We start from the raw sequence: 20768 nt of genomic DNA, 5'->3' as shown, positions 1-20768 counted from the left end.
AGAGATGGTGATGCCTGGTGATAATATAAGTGCGACTGTGGAGTTGATCCAGCCTATAGCTATGGAGCAGGGTTTGAGGTTTGCGATTCGTGAAGGTGGTAGGACTGTCGGTGCTGGTGTTGTTACTGAGATTATAGAGTAGAGGAAGCGATGAGAGAGATAATCACTTTGGCTTGCACAGAGTGCAAAAATAGAAACTACACAACAACCAAAAATAAAAAAACTACTACTGGTAAACTTGAGCTTAAGAAGTACTGTAAATTTGATCGCAAGCATACTGTTCATAGGGAAACCAAGTAGTAGATATAGTTAGGCCAATAGCTCAATTGGCAGAGCACCGGTCTCCAAAACCGGGGGTTGGGGGTTCGAGTCCCTCTTGGCCTGCCATCTTAAAAGGGGTATGTTGTGGAAAAGTATATTAATTTTATCAAAGAAGTAAAAGAAGAGCTTAAAAAAGTAGTATGGCCATCTAAAAATGAGACCATTGGTACAACGACAGTGGTAATAATTTTTGTTATTCTGATGGCGTTGTTTCTTGGGGTAGTAGATGTGGCTCTTTCAAAAATAATAGAGTTTATAGTGGGTTAGATATGGCTAAACAGTGGTATGTAGTGCATACATATTCTGGTTTTGAGAAAAGGGTGAAAAAGCTTCTCGAAGAGAAGATAAAAAATGAAAATCTCTACGATTCCTTTGGCGAAATACTGATACCCACTGAAAATGTTGTTGAACTGGTTAAAGGGACCAAGAGGATCAGTAAAAAGAGTACTTTCCCGGGGTATATACTGATAAACATGGAAATGAACACTGAAAACTGGCATAAGGTAAAATCCATACCAAAAGTGACGGGCTTTGTTGGTGGGGTTAACCCTGTACCGATTCCGGAGCAGGATGTAAAGGCTATGATAGATCTTGCTAAGTCAGAGGCACCCCGTATAGCCTTGAAATATATAAAGGGTGATGTTGTTGAGGTTATAGATGGTCCTTTTCAGGGGTTTACCGGTGTGGTGGATGATGTGAACACTGAAAAGGAGAAGGTGAGAGTAATTGTAAGCATTTTTGGTAGGCAGACGCCTATAGATTTGGATTTTTTACAAATTAAAAGAGTAGGATAATTGGAGGATATATATGGCAAAAAAAGTAATGGGGCAGGTTAAGTTACAGATTCCTGCAGGCAAAGCAAACCCATCACCCCCTGTTGGACCAGCATTGGGTCAAAGGGGTGTTAATATAATGGAGTTTTGTAAAGCATTTAACGCAGCTACCCAAAACATGGGTGATATGATAATACCTGTTATAATAACTGTGTATGAGGATAGGTCCTTTACGTTTATAACTAAAACTCCACCAGTAACTCAGCTTATTAAAAAAGAGTTGAAGATAGAAAGTGGCTCTGATAACCCTAAGACTAAAAAGATAGGTAAACTCAGCAAAGAGCAGCTGAGGAGGATAGCTGAGATAAAGCTTCCAGATCTCAATACTAAGGATATTGAAGTTGCTATGAAGATAGTGGCCGGTTCTGCTAAGAGCATGGGCGTAGAAGTAGAGTTATAAGAGGTGGGTGACAATGGCTAAGGTAGGAAAAAGATATAAATTGGCAGCCGAAAAAGTAGATAGGCTGAAGTACTACGATTTAAAAGAGGCACTTCAATTGGCAAAAGAGATAGCTTTTGCTAATTTTGATGAAAGTGTAGATGCGGCTATTAAGCTTGGTGTTGATCCAAGACATGCTGATCAAATGGTAAGGGGTTCGGTAACGCTACCCCATGGCACAGGAAAGCAGGTAAGAGTATTGGTCTTTGCAAAAGGAGAAAAGGCAAAAGAGGCTCAGGAAGCAGGTGCAGATTTTGTAGGCGATGAGGATCTTGTTAAAAAGATCCAAGAAGGTTGGCTCGATTTTGATAAGGTCGTGGCTACACCGGATATGATGGGTGCAGTGGGTAAATTAGGTAAAATTTTAGGACCAAGGGGTTTGATGCCCAACCCTAAGGTGGGAACAGTAACAACAAATGTTAAAGAGGTGGTTAAGAATCTCAAATCAGGTATGATTGAGTTTAGGGTGGACAAAGCTGGTATAATTCATGCACCATTGGGTAAGAGAAGCTTTGATGTTGACAAATTAGCAGAGAATTTCAAGGCCCTTTTAGAAACACTCATAAAAGCAAAACCAGCTACAGCAAAAGGGCAATATGTGCGTGGTATAGCAATATCTACCACTATGGGACCTGGTATAAAGGTCGATCAGCAAAAGGTGTTAACCGAACTATAGTAAAGAAAGGAATTCTGGTTAAAGAAGCAGGTCGCTTTATGCATAAATCCTGCGGAAACCGGTTGTCATAGATGCGGCCGGATTTAGGAGGACATCTTGAAGAAAAATGATAAGAAATTGTTGGTGGAAAGCTTAAAGGCCAAAATTGAAAAAGCTAATGCAATCTTTTTAGCTGACTATAAGGGGTGTACCTTCCCCGAATTGACAGCTATTCGTTCCGCTATAAAGTCAACGGGCAATGACTTTAGAGTGGTTAAAAATAGACTGCTTAAAAAAGCGTTAAACGGAAATAATATCACTGCACTAGACGGTGACCTTAAGGATCAAACCACCTGTACCATCGTTTATGGTGAGCCAACAGTAGTAGCCAAAATGCTCAAGAAATTCTCAAAAGATTTCAAAAAGTTTGAAATTAGATGTGGGTATTTCGAAGGACAGAGATTAACAAAAGAGGATGTAATTGCACTTGCTGATCTACCTTCGAGGGAAGAGCTCCTTGCAAGGATGCTTGGATCCATGGGTGCACCTGTCAGAAATTTTGTATCTCTCCTTGCAAACGTACCAAGAAGCTTGCTCAATGTGCTTAATGCTATTAAAGACAAAAAAAATAATTAAACGGAGGACTTAGATGTCAATCACTAAGGAACAAGTAATCGAGTTTATCGAAAATATGACTGTAATAGAACTTGCTAATTTTGTAAAAGAGCTTGAGGAGAAGTTTGGTGTTTCTGCTGCTGCTCCTGTTGCTATGATGGCTGCTCCTGCAGCTGCTGCAGCTACTGCTGAAGCTCCTGCAGAAAAGACTGAGTTTGATGTAATCCTTGTAAGCGGTGGCGCTCAGAAGGTACAGGTTATCAAGGTTGTTAGAGAGATCACAGGTCTTGGACTTAAAGAGGCTAAGGCTCTTGTCGATGAGGCTCCAAAGCCTGTTAAAGAGGGTGTGAAGAAGGAAGAGGCTGAAAAGATCAAGGCAGCGCTTGTTGAAGCTGGTGCTACTGTAGAGATTAAGTAATATCTACTTGTGTTATAAATGGAGGCGAAAGCCTCCTTTTTTCACTTTGAGTTATTTTAAAAACATAAATAAATCCTATAGGTGGAGAAATGAATAAATCTACCAATTCCATTCAAAGAGTTAGTTTTTCTAAGATAAAAAAAGTATTAGATATGCCAGACCTTGTTGAGGTTCAGAAGAACTCTTATCTGGACTTCCTACAACTGGATGTTCCAGCAGATAAGCGGGAAAACAAAGGTTTGGAACAGGTTTTTAGAGAGATATTTCCGATATCTGATTTTAATGAGACATCTGTTCTTGAGTATATTAGCTATTCCATTGAGAAGCCAAAATATGATGCTAAAGAATCTATAATAAGAAAGACTTCTTATGCTGCACCCCTTAAGGTAAAGGTAAGGTTGGTGTGCTATGAAAACAGTGAAGATGGTACTGAAAAGGTAGTTTCATCGGCAAAAGAATCTGACGTTTATCTTTGTGATATACCTTTGATGACTGAAAGGGCTACTTTTATCATAAATGGTGTGGAAAGGGTTATTGTAAGTCAGCTCCACAGATCGCCCGGAATCTTTTTTGAAGATCTTACGGCTGGTAAAAGTGTAGTAGAGAAACATCTTTACGGTGCCCGCATTATCCCTTATCGGGGTTCTTGGATAGATTTTGAGTTTGACACTAAAAACTTTATATATGTAAGGATCGACAAAAAAAGAAAGATATTGTCCACTGTTCTACTTAAGGCGTTGGGATATACAGAACAAGATATTTTAAATACATTTTATAAAACGGAAAAGGTGAGGTTTAAGGGGCTTAATTTTGAAAGATTTTTTGAGCCTGAAGATTTAATTGGTAGACGCAACAGTTTGGATATAAAAGATGAAAATGGTGAGGTCATTTACAAAGCTGGCCATAAGTTTTCAAAGGCGATAGTGAGAAAGCTTTTGAAAGCGAATATCAAGAAGATGGATTGCCAGTATGAAGATATAGCTGATACGTTTTTTGCAAGGGACATTGTATCAAAAGATGGTGAACTGCTCGTTAGAGCAAATACTAAAATTACCATTGAGTTGCTTGACAAGTTGAAGGATCACGGGATTGAGGATTTTGAGGTTCTTTTGATAGATAAAGCTGGTAGTGATACTGCCATTAGGGATATGTTGGAAGCGGATAAAATTGAATCGATGGAAGAGGCACTCCTTGAGATATACAAAAAGATGAGACCTGGTGAACCTGCCACTGTGGAGACCGCTAAAACCTATTTTGAAAATCTTTTCTTTAATGATAAAAGGTATGATCTTTCAAGGGTGGGGCGTCTAAAGATAAACAAAAGACTTAAACTCAATAAACCCCTTGATCTAACGATTCTTACCAAAGAGGATGTTGTTGAGACCATTAGAGTATTAAATAACATCAGGTTGCAGGAAGATCAGGTGGATGATATAGATCATTTGGGTCATAGGCGTGTTAAGGCTGTTGGGGAACAGCTACAGAACCATATCCGTATCGGTATGGTAAGGATGGAGAAAACTGTAAAAGAGAGGATGAGTATTCAGGATACAAAAGATCTTACTCCTCAGGATCTGCTCAATGCAAAACCCCTTTCTTCATCTATAAAGGAGTTTTTTGGTAGCTATCAGTTGTCCCAGTTTATGGATCAGACTAATCCGTTGAGTGAGATTACCCATAAAAGAAGGTTATCAGCTTTGGGGCCTGGTGGTTTGAATAGGGATAGAGCTGGCTTTGAGGTAAGGGACGTTCATACATCCCATTATGGTAGACTCTGTCCTATCGAAACACCTGAAGGGCCGAACATCGGTCTTATCACTTCATTGACTACATATGCAAGGGTAAATGAGTATGGCTTTATTGAGACACCCTATAGAAAGGTGGAAAATGGTAGGGTTACGGATGAAGTGGTGTATATGTCTGCAATTGAAGAGGAGGATTATTATATAGCTCAGGCTAATGCCAAGCTGGATGAGGCAGGTAATTTTGTAAACGAATATGTTATTGCCCGGAAAAAAGGTGAAATCGTAACTGTTCACAAGGATGAGATTCAGTTTATGGACGTTGCGCCAAATCAGATCATTTCTGTCTCTACAGCTCTGATACCATTCCTCGAGCATGATGATGCAAACAGGGCTCTGATGGGATCAAACATGCAGCGTCAGGGTGTGCCTTTGGTTAAAACCGATGCGCCGATTGTAGGAACTGGACTGGAGAGAAAAGTGGCCATAGATTCTGGAGCTGTGCTTGTTGCTAAAAGGAGTGGTGTTGTTCACTACGTTGATGCAAAGACCATAATAATAGGTTACAATGAGGCTGGGGATTTTGGTATAGATGTCTATGAATTAGATAAATATAGAAGAACAAACCAGGATACATGCATAAACTATAGACCATTGGTTCAGAAAGGTCAAAAAGTGGAAAAAGGTGATATCATCGCTGATGGCCCTGCCACCGATAGGGGTGACTTAGCTTTAGGTAGAAATGTGGTGGTGGCATTTATGCCTTGGATGGGTTATAACTATGAGGACTCTATACTTGTTTCCCAAAAGTTAGTTAAAGAGGATGCTTACACCTCTATACATATAGAAGAGTTTGAGATTGAGGCAAGGGATACAAAGCTTGGGCCAGAGGAGATCACAAGGGATATTCCAAATGTTAGTGAAGAAGCCCTTAAAGATCTCGATGAGAGCGGTATAATTAGGATAGGTGCTAAAGTCAAAGAGGGGGATATCTTAGTGGGTAAAGTAACCCCAAAGGGTGAATCCCAAACAACCCCTGAGGAAAAGCTTTTAAGGGCAATATTTGGTGAAAAGGCAGGGGATGTGAAGGATGCGTCGTTGAGGGTGCCTTCTGGTATTAGTGGTGTGGTGGTGGATGTGATAACCATGACCAGAAGGGGTGTGGAAAAAGATGAAAGAACCATTAAACTGGAAAAAGCTGAATTGAACGAACTTCAGAGAAAATATAAAACAGAGATGCTTACACTGGATGAAACAAGAAAGATGGCTATCATTTCGGTTATCTCAGGTAAAAAACTGTTGAAAGCTGTTACCCTCAATGGGGAGTCCTTCAAAAAAGGTGCAACTGTGCCTGAAGAGGTACTGAAAAGATTAGATTACTCTGAATTGGTGGCATTGCCAATTGAGGATAGAGAAGAGGTTGAACCGGAGATCACTAAGATAAATAATAAATATTTTGCACAGTTAAAAACCATTGAAGAAAAGTTTAAAGAGAAGAAATCTAAGATAGAAAAGGGTGATGAACTACCTGCTGGTGTTTTAAAGTCAGTGAGGGTATATCTTGCTGTAAAAAGAAAGCTTATGGTGGGTGATAAAATGGCAGGTCGCCATGGTAACAAAGGTGTTATATCCAGGATCCTACCTGAGCAGGATATGCCGTATCTTCCAGATGGTACACCAGTGGAGATCGTGCTTAATCCCCTCGGTGTTCCCTCAAGGATGAACGTGGGACAGGTTTTAGAAACCCATTTGGGTTGGGCTGCAAAAGCCTTAGGGCTTTATGTGGCAACACCTGTTTTTGATGGTGCCAAAGAGTCAGATATAAAGGAGTTATTAAGGAAAGCAGGTTTTAGTGAAGATGGCCAAACTGTCCTTTACGATGGTAGAACAGGTGAGCGTTTTGAGCAGGAGGTCACTGTAGGGGTGATGTATATGATGAAGCTTCATCACCTGGTTGAGACGAAAATGCATGCAAGATCTACGGGTCCTTATTCTCTCGTTACCCAGCAGCCGCTTGGTGGTAAGGCTCAGTTTGGTGGTCAGAGATTGGGTGAAATGGAGGTTTGGGCTCTCGAAGCTTATGGGGCTTCGAATATCCTTCAGGAAATGCTTACGGTTAAGTCTGATGATGTGGAAGGGCGTACAAGGGTTTATGAGTCGATAGTAAATGGTAACTTTAGCTTCAAACCGAGTATGCCGGAATCTTTCCACGTACTCATAAAAGAGATGCAGGGCTTGGGGCTTGACGTGGAACTTTTGAAGAAAGAAGATTTATCTGATGATGAAAAATAAATAATGGAGGGCTCATTTAAATATGGCAAAAGAAATTTTAAATCAAGAAAAGAGCCCGACTTTTTTTGATGCAATAAGGATAAAGATAGCGTCACCAGAAAAGATCCGTGAGTGGTCAAACGGTGAAGTGACAAAACCTGAGACTATAAATTACAGAACATTTAAGCCGGAAAGGGATGGACTGTTTTGTGCAAAGATATTTGGTCCTGTGAAGGATTGGGAATGTCTTTGTGGTAAATACAAGAGGATGAAACATAGGGGTATTGTTTGCGAAAAATGTGGGGTTGAGGTTATCCAGTCAAAGGTGAGAAGGGAAAGGATGGGGCATATTGAGCTTGCTTCACCTGTTGTGCACATCTGGTTTTTCAAAAGCTCCCCCAGCCGAATTGGAACTATATTGGATATGAGTGTAAAGGATATAGAGAGGATTGTGTATTTTGAATCGTATGTTGTTATCGATCCCAAACAGGTGAAAGAGGTAGCTGAAAATGAGGTTATCAGTGAGGAGAGATACAGGCAGATCATAGATAAGTATGGTCCAAATTCAATAGTAGCTAAAATGGGTGCTGAGGCGATTAAGGATCTGCTCAAAAAGATAGATTTGGATATTGCTATACCTGAACTCAAAGCTGAGCTAAGGGAAACAAATAGTGAACAGAAAAAGGTCAAGATCGCCAAAAGGCTCAAAGTGATGGAAGCCTTTAGAAAAAGTGGCAATAAGCCGGAATGGATGGTGATGGATGTTATACCTGTAATACCACCGGAACTTAGGCCCCTTGTTCCCCTCGATGGGGGTAGATTTGCTACAAGTGATTTAAATGATCTCTATAGAAGGGTTATAAATAGGAATAATAGACTTAAACGTTTGATAGAGCTAAATGCTCCCGAGATCATTATACGTAATGAAAAGAGGATGCTTCAAGAGGCTGTTGATGCCCTTTTTGATAATGGTAGAAGAGGTAGAATCATCAGAGGGTCCAACAAAAGACCGCTTAAGTCTCTTAGCGATATGATAAAGGGTAAACAGGGTAGGTTCAGACAAAACCTTTTGGGTAAAAGAGTAGATTACTCAGGTCGTTCTGTTATCGTTGCTGGACCTCATCTGAAGATGCACCAGTGTGGTATCCCAAAACTTATGGCCCTCGAGCTTTTCAAGCCTTTTATCTACTACAAACTTGAAAAGGAAAAAGGGCTCGCGCTGACTATAAAACAAGCTAAGAGGATGGTTGAAGAGCAGCGTGAAGAGGTCTGGGATGTACTGGAAGAGGTTATTAAAGAACACCCTGTGTTGCTAAACAGAGCCCCTACCTTACATAGATTAGGTATTCAGGCTTTTGAACCTGTACTTGTAGAAGGTAAAGCTATTCAACTGCACCCCCTCGTTTGTCCAGCTTTTAACGCCGACTTTGACGGAGACCAGATGGCTGTTCATGTGCCATTGTCTATAGATGCCCAACTCGAGGCAAAGGTACTTATGCTTGCCCCGTATAACATACTTTCCCCTGCAAGTGGTAAACCCCTCGCTGTTCCTACACAGGACATGGTATTGGGGATATACTATTTAAGTCGAGGGGTTAAGAATGCTAAAGGTGAGGGGATGATCTTTAGTTCCGAAGAAGAGGTGATTGTCGCATACGATCAGGGTGTTGTCGATATAAATGCCTTTATCAAAGTTAGAATCAATGGAAAGATTTACGATACCACAACAGGTAGGGTCATCCTTTATCAGATAGTACCTAAGGAGCTGCCTTTTGATATAGTAAATGACGTATTGGAGAAGAAAAAGATTACAAAGATGGTGGAGGAGATCTATAATAAGCTGGGTAATTACGAAACTGCAAAATTTCTTGATAACTTAAAAGATCTTGGTTTTAAATATTCTACTATGGCAGGGTTTTCTATATGTATCGATGACCTGATTATCCCAAAGGAAAAACAGGAACTGATCGATGCTGCAATGCAGAGTGTTCTTCAGATAGAGGAAAGTTACAGGGAAGGTGCTTTGACCAAAGGTGAACGATACAACCAGATCATAGAGATATGGTCCACCACAAACGATAAAATAGCTGCCCATCTTATGAAGACGATTGAAGAGCAGGGTGGTGATAAGTCCCAAACGGAGAAGAGGAAAAGATTTTACAACCCCATTTATGTTATGGCCCACTCGGGTGCAAGGGGTAGTAAAGCCCAGATTAGCCAGCTTGCAGGCATGAGGGGTCTTATGGCTAAACCATCCGGTGAGATTATTGAGACACCAATTATCTCAAACTTTAGGGAAGGTCTCACAGTTTCAGAATATTTCAACTCTACCCATGGTGCAAGAAAAGGTCTTGCTGACACTGCACTGAAAACTGCTAATGCTGGATATCTGACAAGAAGACTTGTGGATGTTTCCCAAGATGTTATAGTGATGGAAGAGGATTGTGGCACCATTAGAGGTATTGAGATGACAGCCCTTATGGAAGGTAGTGAAATTATAGAACCTCTTGGTGAAAGGGTATATGGTAGGTACACATTGGATGATGTTTACGACCCTATAACCGATGAACTCATAGTGCCAGCCAACACTTTGATAGATGATAAAACTGTAAAAATATTGGAAGAGCGTGCCATAGATAGGATAAAGATTAGAAGTGTGCTTACCTGTGAACTTGAACATGGTGTTTGTAAGTACTGCTACGGTATGGATCTTGCTACCAAGCGACCAGTAGAGATTGGGGAAGCTGTTGGTATAATTGCTGCTCAATCTATAGGTGAACCGGGTACTCAGCTTACGATGAGAACCTTCCATATTGGTGGTGCGGCTTCTACTACCACTGAGGCTTCCAATATCCATGCTAAATTTGGTGGTATTGTTCAGCTTGTGGATGTAAAGGTGATTAAGAATAGGTTTGGTCAAAACGTTGTGATGAACAGGAATGGCTTATTGCAGCTTGTAGATAAAAACGGTAGAATATTGGAAAAATTTGTAGTGACTTACGGTACAAGGTTACATGTGGCTGAAGGGGATGAGGTTAAGCAAGGGGCAATGCTTGCAGAGTGGGATCCGTATGTTTCTGTTATTCTGACTGAGTATGAAGGTCGTGTGGCATACGGTGATATTATAGAAGGGGAAACTTTGAAGGAGGAGATAGACCAGATTACCGGTGTATCCCAAAAGATCATTATCAGTAATACCAGAGAAAAGAGACAACCACGAATTTCTATAAAAGATAAAGACAACAAAACGATACACAGATATATACTGCCTGTTGGAGCAATTATAAACTGTGATGAAGGTTCGTATGTTCTTCCTGGTGATATAATCGCTAAGATCCCAAAAGAAACAATGAAGACAAAGGACATCACTGTGGGTCTTCCGAGAGTATCGGAGCTTTTTGAAGCTAGAAAACCAAAGGAATCAGCGATTATTGCTGAAATAGACGGTATAGTGAAGATCGAAGGTATTTCAAAAGGTATGAGAAAAGTTACCATTGAAAACCCTGAAACCGGTGATAAAAAAACGTACAACATATCTGTTCAGAAGTATATCAACGTAAGAAATGGTGATAGGATAAAAGCAGGTGAGCAGATTGTGGATGGTCTTGTAAACCCCCATGATATTCTGGCCATATTGGGGGAAGATGAACTGCAGAAATACCTCGTAAACGAGATACAGACGGTATACCGTAAACAAGGTGTTACGATCAATGACAAACACATAGAGGTTATTGTAAAGCAGATGCTAAAAAAGGTTATGATAGAGGATCCCGGTGATTCTGATTTTATGCCTAATGAAGAGGTATATAAGCATGAGTTTATAAAAGTGCAGCAGGAGCTTTTGGCTCAAGGGCTTGTTCCACCAAAGGGTAAGGTTATTTTGCAGGGGATTACAAAGGCTGCTCTGAATACTGAAAGCTTTATATCAGCTGCAAGCTTCCAGGAAACAACCCGTGTGTTAACAGATGCGGCATGTTTAGGTAAAGTGGATTATCTTAGAGGATTAAAAGAGAACGTTATCATGGGTAGATTAATCCCTGCGGGTACTGGTTCCAGCTATTTACAATCAGAGAAGTATAAATTTATCAAAAATGGCTAAACTGGGGGCTTAGGCCCCCCTTTTTTTATGATATATATTTTATCTTGGCTGGTTAGTAGGTCTAATCAGTATTTCATTCATACTGACATGCTCTGGCTGTTCTAAGGCGAAGACTATGGTGTTTGCCACATCCTCTGGTGTAAGCATATTAACGGATTTTTTGTATTGGACAAACCCTTCCGGTAGCTCTTCCCCCCATTCTGTGTCCACAAGACCCGGTTCTACAGTTATTACCCTGACATTTTTACTACAGAGTTCATCCCTTAGGCTTTCTGAAAATCCTACAACACCCCATTTTGAGGCACAATAGGTGGACAAACCTGTAAACCCTTTTCTGCCAGCTACTGAAGCTATATTTACAATTGTTCCTCTGTTTTCAATAATAGTTTTGGAAAAGAGGGCTGTGGTATAGATAAGGCCGAAGAGGTTTAGATTTAGAATATCTCTGATAGTTTTTGCTGTTTCGTCTGTGATCGGTTTGTAGATACCTCGTCCTGCGTTGTTTATCAGTATATCAAGACCTTCTACTTTTGATGTGAAATAGTAGTACATACTTTTTATATCTTCCTCTTTTGAAAGATCCGCATCAAAGGTGTAAAAAGAGATCTCTTTTTTTTGTAGATCGGCTATTAATTCGGTGGCTTTACTCATACTTCTTGCTGTTAACAAAAGAGTCGCTTTTTTATCAGCAAGCTTTTTAGCCAAAGATGCGCCAATCCCTTTACTTGCACCTGTTATAAGTATTTTTTTACCTTCAAGTGTCATTGTTATCCTCCTTGTTTTTTATAGCCTTATCAATATGTTCCATTAGCTTTTGGGCAACATCTATCGGGATGCCGCAAGTTTTTGATAAGGTTGTAACGGGTATATGTTTTATCTCTTTGATATCAGGGTATAATGAAAGGATTTTTTTTAATCTTTTTTCACCAATACCTTTAATTGAAAGTATATCTGATCGAAAAAGGAGCTTTTCGTAACTACTCCTCATGTAGCTTATTACAAATCTATGGGCTTCATCCCTTATTTTCTGTAAAAGGAGTAGCAAGGGATCATTTTTTTTAAAGGATATAGGATTTTTTCTGTTTGGTATATGGAGTTGCTCAATAGATTCATCTGAGCTGAACCTAAGGCCCCTTTTTGATCTGCCTTTAGATATTGCCAAAATCGGTATTTGTAGCCCATTTTCTTTCAACGCTTTGAGGGCAGCATTAAGTTGGCCTGGACCTCCATCTATGAGATAGATATCAGCCCCCTCTTCGTTCCCTTCGATTATATTTTTTGCTTTCCTCATCATAACTTCATATATGGATTCAAAATCGTTGTTTAATGCTTGTTTAATTTTATACCGTCTATATCTTTTTTTGATAAAATCACCATGACACCAGCAGATGGAAGCACCTACAGTGTTATTACCGTATAGATGGGAGATGTCTATACACTCTATAGTTAGCTGTTCTATGGGGGTGGTAATGTTTATAAGCTGTTTTAGTTTGGTTAATGCTGCGAAAAGGGTATCTTTTTTCTTTAAGATATGTTCTTTTTGTTGTTTTATATTTTCCAAAGAAAGGTCTATGATGTTTTTAGAGACATATTTCTTTAGAGATGTTTGCATACCTGTAGCCTCTTTAATGGCTTCTAAAAGGGCATTGTTTTCTAAAACTGGGGATCTGTTTATATATATGGCAATTTCATCTGGCACCTGTTGGGTAATGGAGTAATATTGAAGAATATAGCTGGAGATATCAAAATCATCTTCAAAATCAATAAAATCTACTTTTATCCCTATAATCTTACCATTTCTAATAAACACACTGCAGAGAATGAGAAACAGATCATCTTCTTCTAATATGAAAAGATCAAAATTTTTATCCGATAGCTCTACAACACTTTGTTTTTCAAAGAGTGTATCTAATGCTTTAATTTTATCCCTGATTTTTGCTGCATCTTCAAACATAAGATTTTGGGAGTATTGTAACATCTTTTCCTTCAATCTTTCTTTTATGTCAACCACCTTGCCGCTAAAAAAAGTTTTGAGATCATCTACAATCCTATTGTAATGTTCATCACTTATTAGCCCTTCACAGGGACCTGAGCATTGTTTGATCTGATAATTTAAACAGATTTTCCCCTTTTTAAATGTTGTTTCTGAACATGTTCTCACCGGGAATAGCTTGAGTAGCTCCAGTAAAACCCCTCTGATGTCAGAAGCACTTACAAATGGTCCATAATAGAAGGCGTCTTTATCCTTTGTGTCACGGGTTATTGTTATTTTTGGGTATTTCTCCTTTGTTAGCTTTATGAATGGGTAACTTTTGGCATCTTTTAGACGAACGTTGTATTTGGGTTTTTCAGTTTTTATGATATTGTTTTCAAGGAGTAAGGCTTCCACCTCATTCTTGGTGACTATAAATTTTAGATCTTTAGCAGTTGAAACCATCTGAATGGTTTTGGGTGATTTTATTGTATTGCTGAAATATGATGCCACTCTTTTTCTAAGATTTACTGCTTTACCAACATATATGATTCTGTCTGAAGTATCTAAAAATGTATAAACACCTGGTGATTCTGGGATTTCATCAAGGTTTATAAGTTCCATTTTAATCTTTTATGAGTACCTCCCTTGGTTTTGAGGTTCCATCGCTTGGACCTACGATCCCTTGTTTTTCCATAATCTCCATTATTCTTGCTGCCCTGTTGTAACCTATCTTGAGATAGCGCTGTATCATGGATATGGAGGCAACCCCTTTTGATTTCACCAGTTCAAGGGCTTCGTAATACTTCTCGTCTAAATCTTCATCACTTATGGTATCCTCTGATTCATGTGTATCAAATACAACAAGCTCTTCATTGAACTGGGGCTCTCCGAACTGTTTTAGGTATTCCACAATTTGATTGATCTCTGTTTCATCTACAAAACAACCATGGATTCTGACAGGATCACTGCTACCAGGTGGTATAAAAAGGGCATCACCTTTACCCAGGAGCATCTCAGCACCATTTTGATCAAGAACAGTTCTGGAATCTGTTTTAGAAGACACCCTAAAAGAAAGTCTTGCTGGCATATTTGCTTTAATTATACCGGTGATAACATTTACAGATGGTCTCTGGGTGGCAAGAATTAGGTGAATACCCACAGCTCTTGCCATCTGAGCAATTCGGATAATGGATTGTTCTACCTCTTTACCGGCTACAATCATAAGATCAGCAAATTCATCAACGATTATTACAAGATATGGCATTTTTGTAAGTTCAGGATTTGATTCAGCAATTTTATTATATGATTCTATGTTTCTTACTTTGTGTTCGGCAAGGGTAGCGTACCTACTCTCCATCTCTGTAACAACATTTTTAAGTAGTTTTGATGCTTTGTGGGGGTCTACCACCACTGGAGCAGCAAGGTGGGGTATACCATCATAGACATTTAATTCTACCATCTTTGGATCTATAAGTGCAAATTTTACATAATCAGGTGGGCATTTGTATAAAAGGGAACATATTATTGTATTTACTGCTACTGATTTACCACTGCCAGTTGTTCCTGCTATAAGTAGGTGTGGCATTTTGGTGAGGTCTGCTATATAAGGTTTGCCTGCGATATCCTTGCCCAATATGATGGCTAAGGTTGCATTTGACTCTTTAAACTCTTTGGAAGTGATAAGTTCCTTGATATAGACAGTGTTTCTTTTTTTGTTAGGTAGCTCAATGCCTATGACAGACTTGCCAGGTATTGGGGCTATGATTCTTACGCTTAAAGCGCTCATTGCAAGGGCGAGATCGCTTTCTAAACCAGAAATCCTACTGATTTTAATACCTGGTGCTGGCTCAAACTCAAAAAGTGTTACAATCGGTCCAGGTTGAATTTCTTTGACTTTACCTTGCACACCAAAGTCAAGTAATTTCTCCTCTAATAATTTCCCTTTAATTTTCAACTCTTGGATAGATTCTGAGGCTTCTGACTTTTCTGGTTCTCGTAAAAAATCCTCAGGAATGAAATAGGTTTTTTCTGATCTTATTTTTTGCGACTTGATATGTAGGATTTGTTCTGGTTTTTCTTCTATGATAGAATTTTCTTGTTTTGTTTCTGGTTTTGTTGCTTTAATGATAGGTTCTTCTATAATTTGCTCCATCTGTTCTTCTAATGTATCATCTACAGTAACATCGGATTCTTTTTTTACAGCATTTTTTGCAAGTCTGGCTATATGAATGAAGAGATCCACAAAGGAGAACTTCATTAAAAATGATAAACTTATAATCAAGGATGTACCCAACATGATTATTGCACCTAATTTACCGAGAAGAGGTAATATGATAAGCTTTATAAAAAGACCTATTATACCACCTGATGGCTTTTCATGGTATATGGGATCCCTTTCAAAATAAACACCTGAAAGCCCAGAAATGGCGATTATCAGTAATGTCATAAAAAAAAGGTTTAGTATTAGCTTATAGCCCCTTAAGCCTCTTGTGTTTCTGAACTGATAAAGTTGAAAACAGAGTATGAAAACAAGAATAGGTAAAATAAGGGCAGATAATCCTATATAGGTAATTATCCAATCTGATAGGTAGCTTCCAAATTTCCCAAGTAGATTTGTAACCTCGGGATTGTCTTTTTGTAGTACAATCGTGCTATATGATGGATCATCAGGATCGTATGAAAAGATGGCCATCCCTATCATAACTGATAATGCTATGGAGATTATTATTAGGGTGTCAAATTTGAATTTTTCTGTTGTGTAGCTATGACTTTTTTTTACAGCCATACCACAGTTATGATACCTAATATCAGGCAGTAGAGGGCAAAGAATTTTAGATTTGCTTTCTTTACAATCTTGATCATTATATGAATAGCAAAAAAAGCAGAAACAAAAGCAGCAATTGCTCCTACTATATAAAAGATTATCTGTTCGGATTCGATGGTTGTAATATCTTTTACCTGTAATAATGTAGCACCAAAAACAGCTGGCAAAGCCATGAGAAATGAAAATTCTACCGCTTCTTCTCTTTTAATCCCAAGCATAAGTGCAACAGATATAGTAGAACCGGATCTTGATATGCCAGGTATTACAGCAATCCCCTGCATAACACCAACCCAAAAACCCTTTTTTGTATCAACAGGGTTTCTGCCGTTAAATCTGTCGGATAAGATCAGTAAAATAGATGTTATAATCAGACCATAACCTGCATATACAGTAGTGTTAAATAATGTTTCTGAATATTTTTTAAGAAAAAGACCGATAATGGCAGTGGGTATACTTGCTGCAAATATAGCCCAAAGAAAACGTTTGTTGTCATAATAGATTATTCTGTATTTGGGTAGAAAGAAGCCTAATGCAGCTTTGATCAGACGGGATATTCTATTTCTAAAATAGAGTAAGACTGTGCAAAACGTTGCAAAATGAAGTATTGTATCGTATAGCAGAGAAGGTTCTTGAAAGTTTTTTAAAAGTGATTGAGCTATTACAAGATGACCAGAACTGCTAATGGGTAGAAATTCAGTAAGACCTTGTAAAACGCCCAATAGAATCGATTCAAGTATTCCCATCGAAATCCTCCTTAATAAATACTTTTACCACAGGCCGTTTATCGAGATTCTTTTTAAAAAATTTTCGTACAAATAGGGTTACAATGGTTTTTAATTCCTCGTTGTTGGTTATAGTTTGCTTTAAATTTTCCATGTTATCTTTTATATACCTTTTAAGTTTTATGTCAAGTTCGTTGGTTAGTTTAAATCCTGCTGTATCAAAATATATGTTTTTTTCATCATATAAGATTGTGATCAAACCATCCCTTGATAGATGTTTTTTTTCTTTAAAAAGTTCATCGTTATACTCAAATCCTCCTCTTTGATCGATGTACGTTACTCCGAATGGTATAGAAAATATCGTAAAATCATTGTTTTTGAAGGTCACCTTATGGCCGTTTTGTACAAATATAGGTTGAGACAGCCCCTCTTTTTCTAAAATCTCCTCTAAGATCCTTTGATGAATTATTTCGCCATGAATGGGAATTACCCATCTTGGTGATAAAGATTTAATCAGAGTGATTAACCATTTACGGTTTGCATGACCAGATATGTGTAGGCCTCTTATGACCTTGCCTTTATTTAGGTAGATCTCGTTTATTATTTTATTTATACTTTTCTCATTTCCGGGGATAGTGGTTGATGAGAAAATAAATGTATCGTTTGGCATTGTTCTCAGTTTTTTTCGCTCCAAATTGACAATTTTGGCAAGACTGCTGTTTGGTTCACCCTGACAACCTGTTACCAGAAAACATAATTGTTTTGGTTCGTAAAGGTCTATCTTTTCAAGGGGGATTATGAAGTCTTCTGGTATAGATATATAAGATAGGTCCCGGGCGATGTTTATGTTTTTAAGAAAAGAGTTCCCCTCTATAATGAGCTTTCTGTTAGTGCTTAGGCAAGCATCTATTATTATCTTTACTCTACTTATATTAGTGGAAAATGTTGTGATAAAAACCCTACCTTTGAGTTCTTGGAATATCTTTATGAGTTTGCTTCTAAGTTCTGATTCTTTTTCATCTTCTGATTCGCTTAGAGCATTGGTGCTATCCACAAGAAGAATATCTATTTTACCTTTCATTTTATTCAATCTTTCCCAAGGGAATGGAGCACCTAATATAGGTGAATCTTCTACTCTAAAATCTCCACAGTGGAGTATTTGGTTGTTTTTGTGTCTTATAGCAAGAAAAAAGGTGTTTGGTATAGAATGGTTCACTTCTATAAACTCTATTGTAAAATCATCTATATCGATAACATCCCCATCTGACACTACGGTGGTTGAGGATGGTCTATATTTCGATTGGGCTATTTTATGCTTTATCAGTCTTAAAGCATAGTCTCCAGCATACACTGGTATCGGAAAATATTTAAAAAGATATGGTAGTGCCCCGATGTGATCTTCATGACCGTGGGTTACGATAACTGCCTTTAATTTTTTTCTAATTGTTTCTAAATATTCAAAGCTGGGGATGGTGAAATCTATCCCCATATATTCAGCTTGAAAGAATTTTAGCCCACAATCCACAAGGATTGCGCTATCTTTTGTTTCATAAAGATAACAATTGCTACCTATCTCTCCTGCACCACCTAAAAAAGAAACAGATATTTCCACTAAAACTCCTATTTCACCATAGTTTTCCTGATCTTATGATCCCAATAATAAGCCCCAAACCAAAAAACACTGAAATAAAAAATCCAGCCAACCCAAAAAAAGGTATGCCGAAAAGCTTAGGGCCAATATTTGAATAAATCATAATGGATGAAGCTAAAATTGTTCCAGCTATAACTATACTAAATGCAAGTCTATTGACTGATTTATCAATCTGATTTGAGTATTTATCTAATCCTTTATGAACAAAATTAAATGTAATTTTGTCATCTATTATCTTACTAACAATTTTTTTATAATGGTCTGGAATAGTTTCTATTATTTCAGAGTAACCTTTTAAGTTCTTAATTGATCGGGAGATAAAGGCCTTGTATGAATACCTATTTCTTATTATTTTTTTGGCATAGGGTTTTGCAAAGTTTAAAACGTTGAAATCTGGATCGAGTTTTTTACCTATACCTTCGAGAAACGAAAAAGTTTTTATAATATAAAGATAATCGATGGGGAAATTAAATCGATATTTCCTACCAATGGTTATGATGTGCTGGAACATCTTCAAAGTATCTATCTCTCCGATGTTTTTACCATAGACTGGTAGAATAATGTCCATAAGATCCAACTTTATCTTTCTTATATCCATATGTTCATCAATTACTCCAAAATCTATCATATCATCTACAAGGCTATCAATATCTAATCTAATCAAATGTATAAATACTGCGCTAAGATGCTCTAAAAGTTTTGAATCTATTTTACCTATAATACCAAAGTCTAATACAGCGAGTTTTCCTTCATCAGTAATGAGTATATTTCCGGGGTGGGGATCAGCGTGGAAAAAGCCAAACTCAAAAACCTGTTTCATGTAAAAATGGACTCCATTGTTGGCTATTTTATGTAGATCGAATCCTTTTGATCTGAGTGTTTCCACATCATCTATTCTAGCACCTTTTATGAGACTCATCGTGATGATTTTATCATTGGATAATGGTTTTATAACCTTTGGAAAAATTAAATAGACATTATCTTTGAAAAAGTCACTAAACTTTTCTATGTAAAAGGCTTCTAGTTCAAAATTTAATTCCCTGTAAATCTGTTCTGCCATTTCATCTACAATCTTTTTTAACTGAATCTGTTTGGCTTCTTGTATATATTTTTCAGAAATGCTGGCTATAAAGTGGAGGATGTCTATATCCTGTTCGACAAGTTCCTTTACTCCAGGTTTTTTTATTTTAACTGCAACTTCTGTACCATCTAAAAGTATAGCTCTATGAACTTGAGCTATGGATGCTGATGCTATAGGTATTTCATCAAAATATAGGAAGATTTCGTTTAATGGTTTCCCAAAGGATTTTTGTATTATAGGTTTAATCTCTGAAAAGGGGAAATATGGGGTATCATCTTGTAACTTTTTTAACTCTTGAATAATCTCCTCTCCTAATATATCAGGGCGTGTCGCTAAGAATTGGCCAAATTTTATGTAGGTTGTTCCGAGTTCTTCCAGTAGTTTTCTAAATCGTATACCTGGGGGGAGGTCCATAATCTCCTTTTTTTGTCTCGGTGCTATAAATCGCATAAAAAAACCTAAGACAGGTGCAAGGTTTAGCTCATAAATAAGAGGACCAAATCCATATTTAAGGAAAGCTTTTGCGATATCTCGGATTCTTTTTGCGTTACCTATGGTTTTGTGTAATGTTATCATAGCATATTATATACAAAATATCTTTTGATGTCAAAAAGGATTTGTTGAACTAAAGATTAGAATTTTTGTAGATTTTAGATGGCTGCATTGATTATAAAACTATTGAAATGGTTTTTTGTCAATGTTAGAATTAAATTATGAAGAAAAGACTACCTATAGGTGAATCAAATCTGGCAAACCTCATCAATGAGGATTTTTTGTACGTGGATAAGACGCAATTTGTATATAAGCTATTAACATCTTCCAAGCATTACTTCCTTTCTTGCCCTCGCCGGATTGGAAAATCTTTGTTGGTATCCACGCTGGAGCAGGTCTTTAAAGGGAACAAAGATCTTTCAAAGGGTAGTGGATATATGAGTCGGATTATGATTGGGGATTTTATCCAGTTGTAAAAATAGACTTTAATCAGATTTAAGAGTTTTTCTTAGGATGAGTATAATGTTTATAAGAAGATATATGACAAGTTATCAGTAGGTGATGTGGCTGGATTTATTTCTGTTGTAAGTTCGATATTTGCATCTATCCCTTATGAGGAAGGTATTAGGT

At 37.9% G+C, this 20768-nt stretch carries 17 protein-coding genes and 1 tRNA gene; 12 read left to right on the top strand and 6 right to left on the bottom strand.

Features of this window, described 5'->3' with window-relative positions:
- From tuf to rpoC, 11 genes are all read left to right on the top strand, one after another.
- Nucleotides 1-142 (top strand): elongation factor Tu (gene tuf, locus N3C60_08335; protein ID MCX8084910.1); only part of this gene is annotated, 142 nt, incomplete at its 5' end.
- A gap of 8 nt (nucleotides 143-150) precedes the next feature.
- Nucleotides 151-300 (top strand): 50S ribosomal protein L33, encoded by a 150-nt coding sequence (rpmG, locus tag N3C60_08330; protein ID MCX8084909.1) that lies wholly within the window; start codon nucleotides 151-153, stop codon nucleotides 298-300.
- Between the two features lie 11 nt (nucleotides 301-311).
- Nucleotides 312-387, top strand: a tRNA-Trp gene (locus N3C60_08325).
- Nucleotides 388-405: 18 nt separating this feature from the next.
- Nucleotides 406-588, top strand: a complete 183-nt coding sequence (gene secE, locus N3C60_08320; protein ID MCX8084908.1) for a preprotein translocase subunit SecE — start codon at nucleotides 406-408, stop codon at nucleotides 586-588.
- A gap of 2 nt (nucleotides 589-590) precedes the next feature.
- On the top strand, nucleotides 591-1115 hold the full coding sequence (gene nusG, locus N3C60_08315) for a transcription termination/antitermination protein NusG (protein MCX8084907.1): 525 nt from the start codon (nucleotides 591-593) through the stop codon (nucleotides 1113-1115).
- 13 nt (nucleotides 1116-1128) lie between these two features.
- Entirely contained in the window at nucleotides 1129-1554 is a 426-nt protein-coding gene (gene rplK / locus N3C60_08310) for a 50S ribosomal protein L11 (GenBank protein ID MCX8084906.1), read from the top strand.
- 13 nt (nucleotides 1555-1567) lie between these two features.
- Complete coding sequence (gene rplA, locus N3C60_08305) at nucleotides 1568-2269, top strand: 50S ribosomal protein L1 (protein MCX8084905.1); 702 nt, start codon at nucleotides 1568-1570, stop codon at nucleotides 2267-2269.
- Nucleotides 2270-2365: 96 nt separating this feature from the next.
- Nucleotides 2366-2884 carry a 50S ribosomal protein L10 gene (gene rplJ, locus N3C60_08300; GenBank protein MCX8084904.1) on the top strand — a complete coding sequence of 173 codons (519 nt, stop codon included), beginning with the start codon at nucleotides 2366-2368 and terminating at the stop codon, nucleotides 2882-2884.
- Between the two features lie 13 nt (nucleotides 2885-2897).
- Complete coding sequence (gene rplL / locus N3C60_08295) at nucleotides 2898-3281, top strand: 50S ribosomal protein L7/L12 (protein MCX8084903.1); 384 nt, start codon at nucleotides 2898-2900, stop codon at nucleotides 3279-3281.
- Nucleotides 3282-3370: 89 nt separating this feature from the next.
- Nucleotides 3371-7315, top strand: coding sequence for a DNA-directed RNA polymerase subunit beta (gene rpoB / locus N3C60_08290; GenBank protein ID MCX8084902.1), 3945 nt, complete (start codon nucleotides 3371-3373; stop codon nucleotides 7313-7315).
- A 22-nt stretch (nucleotides 7316-7337) separates the two neighbouring features.
- Nucleotides 7338-11393, top strand: a complete 4056-nt coding sequence (gene rpoC / locus N3C60_08285; protein ID MCX8084901.1) for a DNA-directed RNA polymerase subunit beta' — start codon at nucleotides 7338-7340, stop codon at nucleotides 11391-11393.
- A gap of 39 nt (nucleotides 11394-11432) precedes the next feature.
- Here rpoC and N3C60_08280 read toward each other — a convergent pair whose 3' ends face one another.
- The 6 genes from N3C60_08280 to N3C60_08255 are packed head-to-tail and all read right to left on the bottom strand — an operon-like array spanning nucleotide 11433 to nucleotide 20222.
- A complete protein-coding gene (locus N3C60_08280) occupies nucleotides 11433-12158 on the bottom strand; it encodes an SDR family oxidoreductase (protein MCX8084900.1) in 726 nt (241 codons plus the stop codon).
- Nucleotides 12148-13989: an excinuclease ABC subunit UvrC gene (gene uvrC, locus N3C60_08275; protein MCX8084899.1), complete on the bottom strand. Its 1842-nt coding sequence runs from the start codon at nucleotides 13987-13989 to the stop codon at nucleotides 12148-12150. Before uvrC ends, N3C60_08280 begins: the two co-directional genes overlap by 11 nt.
- A 1-nt stretch (nucleotide 13990) precedes the next feature.
- Nucleotides 13991-16153: a DNA translocase FtsK gene (locus N3C60_08270; GenBank protein ID MCX8084898.1), complete on the bottom strand. Its 2163-nt coding sequence runs from the start codon at nucleotides 16151-16153 to the stop codon at nucleotides 13991-13993.
- Nucleotides 16144-16935, bottom strand: a complete 792-nt coding sequence (locus tag N3C60_08265; protein MCX8084897.1) for an undecaprenyl-diphosphate phosphatase — start codon at nucleotides 16933-16935, stop codon at nucleotides 16144-16146. Before N3C60_08265 ends, N3C60_08270 begins: the two co-directional genes overlap by 10 nt.
- Nucleotides 16922-18526 (bottom strand): ribonuclease J, encoded by a 1605-nt coding sequence (locus N3C60_08260; GenBank protein ID MCX8084896.1) that lies wholly within the window; start codon nucleotides 18524-18526, stop codon nucleotides 16922-16924. The genes N3C60_08265 and N3C60_08260 overlap by 14 nt, the downstream gene beginning before the upstream one ends.
- Nucleotides 18527-18539: 13 nt before the next feature.
- Nucleotides 18540-20222, bottom strand: a complete 1683-nt coding sequence (locus tag N3C60_08255; protein MCX8084895.1) for an AarF/UbiB family protein — start codon at nucleotides 20220-20222, stop codon at nucleotides 18540-18542.
- A 137-nt stretch (nucleotides 20223-20359) separates the two neighbouring features.
- Between N3C60_08255 and N3C60_08250 the strand changes: the two genes are divergently transcribed.
- Nucleotides 20360-20614 (top strand): AAA family ATPase, encoded by a 255-nt coding sequence (locus N3C60_08250; GenBank protein ID MCX8084894.1) that lies wholly within the window; start codon nucleotides 20360-20362, stop codon nucleotides 20612-20614.
- Nucleotides 20615-20768 lie beyond the last annotated feature (154 nt).

It is taken from the genome of Calditerrivibrio sp., assembly GCA_026415135.1.
In the GTDB taxonomy this organism is placed as follows: Bacteria; Chrysiogenota; Deferribacteres; order Deferribacterales; family Calditerrivibrionaceae; genus Calditerrivibrio.
This window is presented reverse-complemented; position numbering and strand designations above follow the sequence as displayed.

Bases quoted from the DNA above. Each gene is read 5' to 3' on its own strand.
- rpmG (MCX8084909.1), top strand. From the start codon at position 151: ATGAGAGAGATAATCACTTTGGCTTGCACAGAGTGCAAAAATAGAAAC.
- nusG (MCX8084907.1), top strand. From the start codon at position 591: ATGGCTAAACAGTGGTATGTAGTGCATACATATTCTGGTTTTGAGAAA.
- rplK (MCX8084906.1), top strand. From the start codon at position 1,129: ATGGCAAAAAAAGTAATGGGGCAGGTTAAGTTACAGATTCCTGCAGGC.
- rplA (MCX8084905.1), top strand. From the start codon at position 1,568: ATGGCTAAGGTAGGAAAAAGATATAAATTGGCAGCCGAAAAAGTAGAT.
- rplL (MCX8084903.1), top strand. From the start codon at position 2,898: ATGTCAATCACTAAGGAACAAGTAATCGAGTTTATCGAAAATATGACT.
- rpoB (MCX8084902.1), top strand. From the start codon at position 3,371: ATGAATAAATCTACCAATTCCATTCAAAGAGTTAGTTTTTCTAAGATA.
- rpoC (MCX8084901.1), top strand. From the start codon at position 7,338: ATGGCAAAAGAAATTTTAAATCAAGAAAAGAGCCCGACTTTTTTTGAT.
- N3C60_08280 (MCX8084900.1), bottom strand. From the start codon at position 12,158: ATGACACTTGAAGGTAAAAAAATACTTATAACAGGTGCAAGTAAAGGG.
- uvrC (MCX8084899.1), bottom strand. From the start codon at position 13,989: ATGGAACTTATAAACCTTGATGAAATCCCAGAATCACCAGGTGTTTAT.
- N3C60_08270 (MCX8084898.1), bottom strand. From the start codon at position 16,153: ATGGCTGTAAAAAAAAGTCATAGCTACACAACAGAAAAATTCAAATTT.
- N3C60_08265 (MCX8084897.1), bottom strand. From the start codon at position 16,935: ATGGGAATACTTGAATCGATTCTATTGGGCGTTTTACAAGGTCTTACT.
- N3C60_08255 (MCX8084895.1), bottom strand. From the start codon at position 20,222: ATGATAACATTACACAAAACCATAGGTAACGCAAAAAGAATCCGAGAT.
- N3C60_08250 (MCX8084894.1), top strand. From the start codon at position 20,360: ATGAAGAAAAGACTACCTATAGGTGAATCAAATCTGGCAAACCTCATC.